The sequence below is a fragment of the Candidatus Nanopelagicales bacterium genome, from assembly GCA_028687755.1.
Taxonomy (GTDB): Bacteria; Actinomycetota; Actinomycetes; order S36-B12; family S36-B12; genus UBA11398.
Genome location: JAQTZL010000001.1, coordinates 316292 through 328564, shown reverse-complemented (window position 1 = coordinate 328564; position 12273 = coordinate 316292). Strand labels below are relative to the sequence as shown.

Genomic DNA, 12273 nt, shown 5'->3' with positions numbered 1-12273 from the left:
AATGGCTGATCCAAAGGGATTCCTCAACGTAGGTCGTTCCACACCGACCCGTCGTCCAGTAGATGTGCGCTTGCAAGACTGGCGCGAGGTGTACGAAGACTTCGGTACGCAGAATGTGGAAAAGCAGGCAAGTCGTTGCATGGATTGCGGTATTCCGTTCTGCAACAACGGCTGCCCGCTTGGCAACCTCATTCCTGAATGGAATGACTTGGTTTATCGCCAGGATTGGCAAGTTGCCATTGAGCGTTTGCATGCAACCAATAACTTCCCTGAGTTCACCGGTCGTTTGTGCCCAGCGCCTTGTGAAACCGCATGCGTGCTGGGCATCAACCAAGATCCAGTCACCATTAAGCAGGTTGAAGTCTCGATTATTGAAAAGGCTTTCGAAGAAGGTTGGGTTGCGCCTCAGGTACCCGAGAGAGTCAGCGGTCGCACGGTTGCTGTTGTTGGTTCAGGCCCTGCGGGCCTTGCTGCTGCACAACAGCTTGCTCGCGCAGGACACACCGTTGCGGTGTACGAGCGTGCAGATCGCATTGGTGGCTTAATGCGTTATGGCATTCCAGAGTTCAAAATGGAAAAGAGCATTCTTGATCGCCGTCTTGCCCAGATGGAAGAAGAAGGTGTGCGCTTTCGTCCGGGCGTTGAGATTGGCATTGACGTCACAGGTCAAGATCTTCGCAAGCGTTATGACGCAGTAGTCATCGCGATTGGCGCAACGAAGTGGCGCGATCTTCCTGTACCTGGCCGAGAACTCAAGGGCATTTATCAGGCCATGGAAGTTCTTCCACTAGCTAACCGCGTGCAAGAGGGTGACCTTGATTCGTCACCACTTGATGTTGCGGGTAAGCATGTGGTGATCATCGGTGGCGGCGACACAGGTGCTGACTGCCTGGGCACTTCGCATCGTCAAGGCGCAGCTTCAGTGACCCAGTTGGAAATTCTTCCAACGCCACCACAGACGCGACCAGATAGTCAGCCATGGCCGACCTACCCAATGACCTACCGCACGTCGAGTGCTCACGAAGAAGGTGGCGAGCGTTTGTTCGCCGTGTCCACCACACACTTCGTTGATGATGGCAATGGCAATGTGAAGGCGTTAGCTCTAGTTGAAGTTGAACCGTTTGAAGGCGGCTTCCGCCCAGTTGCTGGTTCAGAACGTGAAATTCCAGCTGATGTTGTGATGTTGGCGATGGGCTTCACTGGCCCAGAGGTCGACGCTATTGCTGAGCAGTTCGAACTCAAGGTTGATGGTCGCGGCAACTTAGAGCGCGATGCCAAATACGCAACCGATGTTGAGGGCGTCTTTGTGGCAGGCGATGCTGGCCGCGGTCAGTCGCTCATCGTGTGGGCAATTGCAGAAGGTCGCGCTGCGGCAGCTGCGGTTGATGAATTCCTCACCGGCAGCACCGCGCTTCCGGCACCAATTCCATCAACTGCACGTCAGTTGCTGGTCTAGTCAGATCCTTTGGTGGGGCTGCAGGGGAAACCTTGTGGCCCCACCGTTTTTTCACCTCTAGGTCACGCCGATGACATCGTTTACACACCATTTCCGGTAAGGTAAGCCTTATGCGCCGCGCCAAGATTGTTGCCACAATGGGTCCAGCAACCGCTGAATTGGACGCCTTGCGCGGTCTGATCGCTGCCGGCATGGACGTGGCCCGATTAAACCTCTCCCATGGCACCCACGAGCAGCATGCTGAGCAATATGCCCGTATCCGCCAGGCAGCAGATGAGAGTGGGCGAGCAGTAGGCATTTTGGCTGACCTTCAGGGGCCAAAGATTCGCCTAGGTAAGTTCGCTTCTGGTCCCGTGCTGTTAAACGTTGGCGATGAATTCATCGTGACTACCGAAGACGTTCCAGGTGACGCGAAGATGGTTGGCACCACCTACAAGGATCTTCCGCAAGATGTGAAGCCGGGCGATTTCGTGCTCGTTGATGACGGCCGTATAGCTCTTGAAGTTGCCCGTGTTGAAGGGCCACGCGTGGTCACGATCGTGAAAGAAGGCGGTCGAGTTTCTGACAACAAGGGATTCAACCTGCCAGGTGCAGCGATGAGCGTTCCTGCGCTCTCTGACAAGGATCGTGATGATCTTCGTTGGGCCTTGCGTATTGGTTGCGACATGATCGCGTTGTCATTCGTGCGAAGTGCCGCAGATCTTGATGATGTCCACGCAATCATGCAGGAAGAAAGCGTGCGCATCCCAGTGCTGGCGAAGGTTGAAAAGCCACAAGCCGTTGATAACTTGCAAGAAATCGTTGATGCCTTTGACGGTGTGATGGTAGCTCGTGGTGACCTCGGCGTTGAGTTGCCATTGGAGCAAGTTCCGTTGGTGCAAAAGCGCGCAATCCATATGTGTCGTGAAGCAGGCAAGCCAGTCATCGTGGCAACCCAAATGCTTGACTCAATGATCAGTGCGAACCGACCAACGCGCGCAGAAGCAAGTGACGTTGCCAACGCAGTGCTCGATGGTGCCGATGCCCTCATGCTTTCTGGCGAAACCAGTGTGGGTGCTCATCCGATCACTGTGGTGGAAACGATGGCTCGCATCATCACCCACGTTGAATCTGAAGCACTTGATCGCATGCCAGTGCTTGACGAATCACATGCCGGATCAACAAACCGTGCATTGACACATGCGGCTGTGTCAGTTGCTGACGATGTCAAGGCGACCTATCTCATTGCCTTCACCGAAACCGGTACCTCGGCTCGGTTGATCGCTCGCTGGCGCAGTGCCACCAAGCTTCTTGCTTTCACTCCCAATCAGCGCGTACGCAGCCAATTGGCGTTGGTGTGGGGAGTGGAGACTTTCCTCGTGCCACAGGTTGAGCACACCGATGACATGGTCATGCAGGTAGACAAGGCACTGCTGGATATTGGCCGCGCCACCGCAGGTGAGCGAGTGGTGATCTGTGCAGGTGTGCCACCGGGCGTTCCAGGCACCACCAACGGCATGCGCGTACACCGCATTGGCTCTTCTGGTCGTGGGTCAGGAATTTAGTTCACCAATAATTCCCTGTGAATGCGAATCTGGTGAGCAGCGCGCCCTAAGGCCCAGGGGGCCTGCAGTGTCTGGTGAAGTAAGTTCTTAACAAATGATTCTTCGCATCCAGGGGATGTTGGGACTAAGTCAATAGTCGTATGGGCAAACCCTCAACTTTCAAGTAAGGGTTGCAAAAGTACGTGGGTGAGCAGCGTCGTCTTGCCCGGTAAAGGCTCGCGAAATCCTCCACCGATCTAGGTTCATCACAATCTGATTCGGTTCGTGAAATGTCCGGTCTTGACTTGCTATTTCCTCACAAGTAACTAAAATTCACCTTGGCCTCTCAGCGGGATGTGAGGCTCAATTTCGTTTCCAAAGTAAATGATGGTTTCGAGGCCATGCGCTTTTCGAGGGTGAAGATGATGATGGGGTTCTTGCGCCGCTCGCGCCTGCACAGAACCTTGATCGTTTTGCTTTCAGTGATGGTCATTTCAACTGGCATCAGTACGGCGGTACCTGGAGTAGCCGCAGTTGCGCCCACCAGTGATGCGACGGAAATCCCAGAACAGTGTGACCCCACGAGTTCGCCTCTGATTCGACCGACAGCATCTCCAAGCGTGACGCCATCCATCACATCCAATCAGGCTGTAACGCCGGCTCCAAGTTTTTCGTTGGCCCCGTCAGCGTCTGCATCGCCGATGATGTCTGCCACACCCATGACTTCAGCATCTACATCACCGTCATCAACTGCCATCGCTCAAGCGCCGATATCAGCGACGCCTTCGGCAGTGAGTGCAAGTGCGAGTGCGACAGTAACCGCCCGTACAGCTGTGCTCGCGTCGGCTTCGTCTTCGTCTTCGCCAACACCAACATCGATGACTGCGCAAGCATCTGCATCCTCGACGCCGGACCCATCGGCATCTTCCACACCGAGCTCAACGCCGACCGTCACGGTTTCACCGAGTGCTACATCAACTTCAATTCCAAGCATCACGACTACTGCCAGCCCAACACCGACACCATCAATTACTTCGTGGATTGGTGTAAGTCCAACCCCAACCCCAACCCCAACCCCGAGCGCCACGCTTGGCGCAACAGGCTTGGCTCAATGCCCGGATCCGGTTACCAGTGTTCGCGCTGAACCTGGAAATAATCAGGTTACGTTGCATTGGGTTGAGCCTTCCAATGCTGACCAAATTGAAGTAACCGAATACTGGATCAAGGTCACGCCGCAAGATCGCGCCATCAAGGTCAAAGCTCCCACAGCTAACGCGGTTGTTTCGGGTTTGCGTAACGGCACTGAATATGAATTCATCATTTTTGCCACGACCCTTGATGGTGCGAGTAAGCCAAGTTTCCCCGTCAAAGCGACACCTTCAACAGGGATGGAAGGTGAAGTAGCAGGCTTGATCGTGAAGTTTGAAGCCGGCACAGCTGTGGCGGATGGCCAAGCCACTGTGCCTGGTGAAGAGCGCGTGAGTTCAGTGGACATGGAAGTAAACCGGCATCTTGGCCAAGGTGCCGTACTTGTTGCGCTTGATGAATCAGTTTCTGTCACTAAGGCCGAAGAAATTGCTCAAGAATTGGAATCTGATGCCCGCGTGCAATGGGCAGAGCCTGATCAATTCCTTTTTACGGCCAACGATGAATCTGTCGCATTGACGAATAGTGCTGACATGTGGAACCTCAATGGCCGTTACGGCATTGATGCACCCACGTCGCCAACTTCTCAGGGGAGCGGGGTCACGGTCGCGGTTATTGATACGGGAGCAACAAGTCACCCTGCGATCAACTCAAGATTAGTTTCAGGCTACGACTTCGTCTCCAGCCCCGATGCGCTAGCCGCCGTACGGCAAGGCGACAGTCGGCCAGTTGCCTTTGACGCTGACTATGTCGAAACCTCGACTTTCGGCGTTGTCGGACGCGATGCAAATCCGGCAGATCCTGGTGACTGGCGTGGTGCGGGTTCAGTTCGCGCATCAAGTTGGCACGGTACGAAAATGGCCGGGCTCATTGCTTCTGTAGCACCGGGTGCGCAAATCCAACCTATTCGAGCTCTGTCGTGGCGGGGTGGTTTGCTAAGCGACATCGCTTCTGCAATTACATGGGCGTCAGGTGGCGAAGTTGGTGGAGTTCCTGCAAATAGTCACCCCTCAAAAATCATCAACATGTCATTCGCCACCCAGGTGATCTGCCCAGTTGCATTGCAGCAAGCTATTGATGACGCCCGTGCTCGCGGAAGTGTGCTTATCGCTGCGGCGGGTAACGCGAATGACAATGCGAGTAACTATGCGCCTGGTAACTGCAATGGCGTGATAACGGTTGGATCGAGCACCAGCGATGGTGTGCGCGCTGCCTATTCAAATTACGGTGATGTTGTTGATCTTTCTGCACCTGGCGGTGACAACGCCACGCCGGTCAAAATTGCATCAAATAGTGGAACTACATCTCCAGAAACACCCGCTATGTCGAATGATTTCGGCACGTCGGTTTCTGCGGCGCATGTTTCAGCTGCAGCAGCGATACTCGTCGGAAAAACATTAGCTTCGAGTCCCGACGATGTGTACCGCACTCTCACGGGGCGTGCACATGTGAAACCTTTCGCGAATCCAAACTGCGATGCCAATCCTGACTACGAATGTGGTGCGGGAATTCTCACGTTGAATCTCGCGCAGATAGCCGCTGCAGGTGACACCGATTACTACATGAACTTCAATGGCACGAACCAACGGGCAAAGTCTTCGGGTTATTACCCAGTGGCGAACGGCCCGGACCAAGCCTTCACTGCCTCGGCATGGGTGTATGACACCAGTGCGAATGACTTTTGGCAATACATCATGGCGCAGAGTGCTGGTTCAGGATCCGACTTCGCCATTGGCACGGTGAACGGCACCCAGAACATCGTGGTCAGCGACTGGTTCACGGGCGTACTTCTACCCACCGATCAATGGGTACACGTTGCGGTATCAAGGTCTGGAACGTCAGCGACGCTCTACCTCAACGGTGGTGTCGCAGCTGTCACGAATAACTACGTGCCGCTGAACAACTTCACTAATCAGCAATTCCGAGTCGGCTCCTACATCGATGACCGATCTGAGTATTGGGAAGGCCGCATTGATCAGGTCAAGGTCTACAACTACGCCTTGTCCACCGCAGAAATCCTGTCGGATATGCAGTCGTGGGGCGCGGCCGCCGGAGCCTCGTCGAGTTCGCTTATTGCGCTCTACGATTTCAACGATGCCCTTAATGCCACTGTCACCAATCGGGGCTATCAGGGCACTCAGTACGGGATGGGCAATCTCGCATCGGAAAACGGGCCTTCTTACAGCGAGCTCGCTACGCCCTCCACCTCAGGATCCACCACCACGGTCATCTTCCGGCGCTCATACCTCACCTCGTTCGGTGGCTGGATCGCGCCCGCCGGCGTGACGACCTCGACCACACTGGTTGTCGGTGGCGGAGGCGCAGGTGGCTTCGACGGCGGTGGCGGTGGCGGTGGCGGTGGTGTCTACGACGGCTCCGTGGGTGTGAACGCCGGAGGTGCAAACACGGTGATCGTGGGTCAAGGCGGAGTGTCTCGCAAGGGCTACAACCCTGCGAACAACTGCTGGAACGGCAATAGCATCGGCGCAGTTGGCTGCTCCGGAAACGGTGGCACCACCAGCCAGTTCCAGGGAGCCAATGCCTCGGGCGGCGGTGGCGGTGGCGGCAAGAACGCCAATGGCGGTAACTACGGAGGAGCCCTCTCGGCTGCTGGTGCCGGTGGTGGTGGCGGAAGTGGCGATAACAATTTCGTGGGTGCAGGTGGCGCCGGCGTCTACTACGGCGGTAACGGCAGCGGTGGCCGCATGGGCGGTGGCGGTGGCGGTGCTTCAGGGGCAGGCAGTGCCGGTGCAAACTTCGATAATTACGGCGCAGGCTACGCCGGCAACGGTGTGACCAGTTCACGCTCAGGTTCGGCCGTCATGTACGGCAGCGGTGGCACCGGTGGAGCTTGGACTTGCGCGAATTGCATTGTGGCACCGCCAAGTGGCGGTGGCATGGGTGGATGGTTGGGCGTGGGTGGCGGATTCGCGACTCCGAACCAAGGCGGTGGCGGTGGTGGCGGCGGTAGCGACGGAACGCTGCCCGGCTATGGCGGTAACGGTGTTGTTGTCGTCACTTACTCGACCGTGCCGGCCGCTCCGACGTCGCTGACGTCGACCGCCGGTCAGTCCCAGGTCACGCTCTCCTGGGTTGCACCGAGTTACACGGGTGGCTCGGCCGTCACCGGATACCGCGTGCAGTACGCGCCGGTGAGTGGCTCCTGGTCAAACCCGAGTTCAGGCACGTGCTCGACCGCTACGACCTCGACGGCAACCTCCTGCACGATCACCGGCCTGACCGCCGGTACCGCCTATACCTTCCAGATGCAGGCCATCAACGGCAACGGCAACGGAAGCTGGGTGCAGTTCAGCAGTGCCACTCCATTCGGTGCACTGAGCACGTTCACCGTCACGACTACCGCGAGCGCGCCGATCGGGGCCCAGGTCGCGGGAACGGCATTCAACATACGCATCACTGCCAAGGATTCCGGCGGTAACACGGTCACCAGTTTCACGGGAACAGTGGATCTCACCTCCACTTCGCTGTTCGGTGCAAGCAGTGGGGGAACGACGACTGCCTTCAGTGCGGGCATCCTCGCGTCGAAGTCGATCACGCTCCTTCGCTCCGGCACGTCGCAGACCATCACGGCGACGCAGACCGGAGCTTCCGCGGCCGGAAGTTCAGCTGCTTTCGCGATCAATTCCGGCACCGCCACGCAGCTCCAGACCCTGCTGCCCGGTGAGACTGCTGCGCCGGGAACCGCCACAGGCAAGACGGGGTCGCCCACAGCTCAAGTCGCCGGAGCGAGCTTCACGACCACAGTGAATGCCGTCGATGCGAACTGGAATCTCGTCGCTTCAGCCACGCCAACGGTTCGCCTGACCTCAAGCGACGGCGCTGCGACACTGCCGGCGAATGCTCCTCTCGTGTCCGGGACGAAGGCGTTCACTGTCACGCTGAACACGATGGGTTCGCAGACCATCACTGCGGCAGACACCTCGGGCTCATCGCCATTGACCTCGTCCACGAGCACCGCCGTGAGTGTCGGCAAGCCGACGCAGGCGACCCTCAGCGTGAGCTCGGTCTCGGGCACTTACGGGTCCGCGCTGACGCTCACTACGTCAGGCGGTTCCGGCTCCGGCGCTGTGACGTACGCCGCGGTGGACGGCACGGCGACGGGGTGCTCTGTATCTGGAACTTCGCTCACCGTCACCCAGGCGGGCACCTGCCTCGTCACCGCCACCAAGGCCGAGGACGCGAACTACGCGCAGGCATCATCTGCCCAGACGACGGTCACCTTTTCGAAGGCACCTCAGGCTGCCTTCACCATCACCTCGGCCTCGACAGTTGTCTTCGGCGAATCCGTGACCCTGACCACCAGCGGTGGCTCCGGCACCGGTGCGGTGTCCTTCATCCCGGGTGGTTCCACCGGCACGGCAAGTTGCCTGGTTTCCAACGGTTCGACGAACTCGGTCACCGGTACGAATGCCGGCGGCACCTGCGAGGTCATCGGCGAGAAGGCCGATGATGACAATTACCAGCAGGTGCTGACAGCGCAATGGGTGACGGTGACGACAAGGCCCATCACCCTGACGGCGACGAGCCCCAGCGTCGATTTCGGAAGCTCGCTGGGTCAGAGCTACTCGGTCACCTCCGGCAGCCTCGCCTTCAGCAACGCGATCTCAGGCATGACCTACACCTATGCCGGTACCGGTTCGACCAGTTACGGCCCGTCGACGACGGCGCCGACGGCAGTAGGCACCTACTCCGTGACGCCTTCGGCAGTCGTGCTGTCCAACGGCAACGCTGCAAATTACGACATCACGTATGCGGTCGGCACCGTCACGATCAGCCGTGCCTCCCAGACGATCAGCTTCGCTCAGCCCTCCGGTGTCACCTACGGGGCGGCACCCTATGCGCTTGCGCCGACCTCGAGCTCGGGGCTGTCCGTCACGCTGACGTCGGGCACTCCGCTGGCGTGCTCGGTGGCCAGCAACATCGTCACGGTTGTCGGTGCCGGAACCTGCACGCTGACCGCTGCTCAGGCCGGTGACTCCAGCTACCTCGCTGCAACGGATGTGTCACGCAGTTTCGCCGTGGCCCAGGCGAGTCAGTCGCCACTGTCCATCTCCTCGGCGTCATCCGTGGCCTTCGGCGGCACGATCTCTCTCGGCACCACCGGCGGTTCGGGCTCGGGGGCAGTGACCTACGCGGTCTCGGGCCCCAGCACCTGCACTGTCAATGGCACCATTCTCACGCCGGGTAACACCGGCTCCACGTGCGTGGTCACGGCCACGAAGGCGGGGGACACGAACCACACCTCTGTGTCGTCGAGTGCCCAGACCATCACCGTCACCCAGGCCGGCCAGGTGCTGGCATTCACGTCGAGCGTGCCGGCGAGCCCGGTGGCGACTGGGAGTTACACGCCCGCTGCCTCGTCGACCTCGACAGTGACCGGCGCATCATCCGGTCTCACGCCGACCATCACGGTGCGAGCCGCGTCAAGTTCGGTCTGCACGATCAGTGGCGGGACAGTGAGCTTCCTAACCTCGGGCTCCTGCATCCTTGATGCGAACTCCGCTGCCACGACCAACTTCTCCGTAGCGAGCCAGGTCTCGCAGACGATCGTCGTGGGCAGCGCGAATCAGAGCATCACGTTCGCTCAGCCCGCGAATGTCACGTATGGCTCGGCTTCGGTCTCGATGGGGGCAACGGCTTCCTCGAATCTCGACGTCACGTATACCCGAGGTTCGGGCACGACCAACACGGCATGCTCGGTCTCGACTCTCGGTGCTGTCACCATCCTGGCCGTGGGCACGTGCGAGGTGGTCGCAGCTCAGGCCGGTGACAGCACGTATGCGGCCGCCTCGCCGGTCTCCCGCGCATTCGCCGTTCAGCCTGCCCTGCCTACGGCGCCGTCCATTGCCTCTGTCTCGGCGGCGAATCAGTCGATCACTGTCGGCTTCACTGCGCCGGGATTCACCGGGGGAGTATCGATCTCGGGCTATCAGATCGTGGCCACCCCCACCACGACCGGCACCACGGTCACTACTAACTCGTGCACTATCTCGCCGTGCTCCATCACGGGTCTGGCTAATGGCACGGCGTACACCGTGACCGTGGCGGCCATCAACGCGGCAGGAGTCGGCCCTGCTTCGTCGGCCTCGAGCTCGATCACCGCGGCCACGTCGGCTTACGCGGTGGGCGCCCTCTCGGCGATCCCCGGGAACACCACTGTGACCCTGCTCTGGACGGCCCTGACGAACCCACAACTGGGTGGCGGCACGTTCACTCGTTATGACGTCTATATGCGCACTTCAGGCACCTCGACCTGGAATCTGGTTTCTAACGCGCTCACATCGCAATCGGCTGACAACATCACGATCCCGGGTCTGGACAATGGCACCTCCTATGACTTCCGGCTCGTTGCGATCACCACGGCTAACGGCGTACAGATCCCAGGCAACACGACGGATGTCGTGCAATACGCCTCGACGACGACAAGCGCGCCGCGCAGCGTCACGGTGCTGGCCGCTACCGCGACCGAGGTTCAGGTCTCCTGGCAGGCGCCGCTCACCGACGGCGGCGCGCCACTGGTTTCCCCTTACTACTCGGTGATCGTGACATCGACGAATGCCGGGGCGAGCACTCCGAGAACCTGCGTATTTGCCTCTGCAACCGACCGCTTCTGCACGGCCTCGAACCTCACCAACGGCGCCGCCTACACCGTCACAGTCGCGGCGATCAATCGCATGGGTACCAGTACTCCGGCTACGACGACCTACAACGTGCCTTCCAGTGATGCGTCGCTCTCGAATCTCGTGGTGAGCGGATCCTCGGGAACCCTCGTGTTGAGCCCCGCGTTCATCTCGGCGACGACCGCGTACACCGCGACAGTCCCGAATAGCGTTTCCACTGTGACCGTGACCCCGACATCCACCATGGGTGGCTCAAGCATCACTGTTGATTCCGCCGCAGTGACCTCGGGCTCGGCCTCGTCGGCCATTGCCCTGGCGGTGGGCATCAACACCATTCAAATATTGGTGACGGCATCGGATCCTCGATTCACGCAGCGGTACACGCTGACGATTAGGCGAGATGTAGCGGCGGGCGGAAACAGCGGAACATCGAGCACCATCACGGTAAACCCGAGTAATGCTGTGACTCCGCCATCAGTAAGCATGTCAGGTTCTGAACTGCTGACTGTCACTGTTGATGGGGTGATGCAACCACGGCCTAAGTTCCTGACAAACACTTCGGCGTCAGGTTGGATAGTTTCTGGCCAGGGATATGACATATCGGTTGCTGCACGTAATGCAGCGAATCAGGAATTCCCAAAAAGCGCATCTGGAGTCATGCGGGTTCCTCAAGGTGGGTCACTTGTAATAGCGGGTTCTGGTGCCAATCCAGGAAGTGACGTCGCAGTATTCGTCATTCCTCGCGCAGAAACGCGAACATCAGCACGGGAGGGCTTGAATGCTTTGTATCTTGGTTCTGCTGTAGTCGATCGCTTCGGAACATACTCAAGCATCTTGACGGTGAACGCGTCCGTACCTGTTGCTTCCTATGTCTTGCAAGTGAATTCGGTTACGCAAGCGAATCAGGTGCGCTCAGTCAATATTCTCCTGAACGTCGTTGCTGCAGAATCTGTGAGCACAAACGGGCGACAAGGAAGTCTGGCAGGTAAGGCATTCTTCAATGCTCGCTCAACATCATTTACGTCGCGCGGTCTCAGTGACCTAAAAGCTATTGTCAGGAAAGTGCCTCGCGGTGTCCGTGACGTGAATGTTCAGGTAATTGGCGTTTCAGTCGGCAGGGGAAGCCGTGAAGGTAACCTCCGCCTAGCTGCACAGCGCGCTCGGAAACTTACGGACTACCTGGTTGGGCACGGTGTGCGCGGAAGATACAGCGTTGCTGTGTGGTCAAACTTTGAGGTTCGGTCGAAGGAATTTTCGGCAGAACCATGGGTATCGCGGACGGGTAAACCCCTCAGTACGGTTCGCATCATCTATCCGGTGGTGACCAATGACTAGTCCTATTCCTTCATTGCGCAGATCGCTGCAGGGGAGTTTCGGGATCTCGATCTAGTATCCGAACGCCTGCGTACATTCAGCGAGCCTGGTTAATTTCGTTCGGATTAGTCAGGTGGTCAGCTAGACCTGCCATCCGATAGAGTTTGCCCCGTTCGACCAACCTTTAAGTCCG

5 protein-coding genes are annotated in these 12273 nt (G+C 58.5%); 3 read left to right on the top strand and 2 right to left on the bottom strand.

What is annotated here, in order from left to right:
* Position 1 precedes the first annotated feature (1 nt).
* Positions 2–1456, top strand: coding sequence for a glutamate synthase subunit beta (locus tag PHN51_01740; GenBank protein MDD2817502.1), 1455 nt, complete (start codon positions 2–4; stop codon positions 1454–1456).
* A 110-nt stretch (positions 1457–1566) separates the two neighbouring features.
* On the top strand, positions 1567–3000 hold the full coding sequence (gene pyk, locus PHN51_01735; GenBank protein ID MDD2817501.1) for a pyruvate kinase: 1434 nt from the start codon (positions 1567–1569) through the stop codon (positions 2998–3000).
* Positions 3001–3325: 325 nt separating this feature from the next.
* On the opposite strand, the gene PHN51_01730 is transcribed toward pyk, so the two are convergent.
* Together PHN51_01730 and PHN51_01725 are read right to left on the bottom strand one after the other, a co-directional pair.
* Positions 3326–3562: a hypothetical protein gene (locus PHN51_01730; protein MDD2817500.1), complete on the bottom strand. Its 237-nt coding sequence runs from the start codon at positions 3560–3562 to the stop codon at positions 3326–3328.
* Between the two features lie 177 nt (positions 3563–3739).
* On the bottom strand, positions 3740–4066 hold the full coding sequence (locus PHN51_01725; GenBank protein MDD2817499.1) for a hypothetical protein: 327 nt from the start codon (positions 4064–4066) through the stop codon (positions 3740–3742).
* Positions 4067–4082: 16 nt separating this feature from the next.
* Between PHN51_01725 and PHN51_01720 the strand changes: the two genes are divergently transcribed.
* The gene (locus PHN51_01720; GenBank protein ID MDD2817498.1) at positions 4083–12101 is read left to right on the top strand and encodes a fibronectin type III domain-containing protein; all 8019 of its coding nucleotides are present in this window, start codon (positions 4083–4085) and stop codon (positions 12099–12101) included.
* Positions 12102–12273 lie beyond the last annotated feature (172 nt).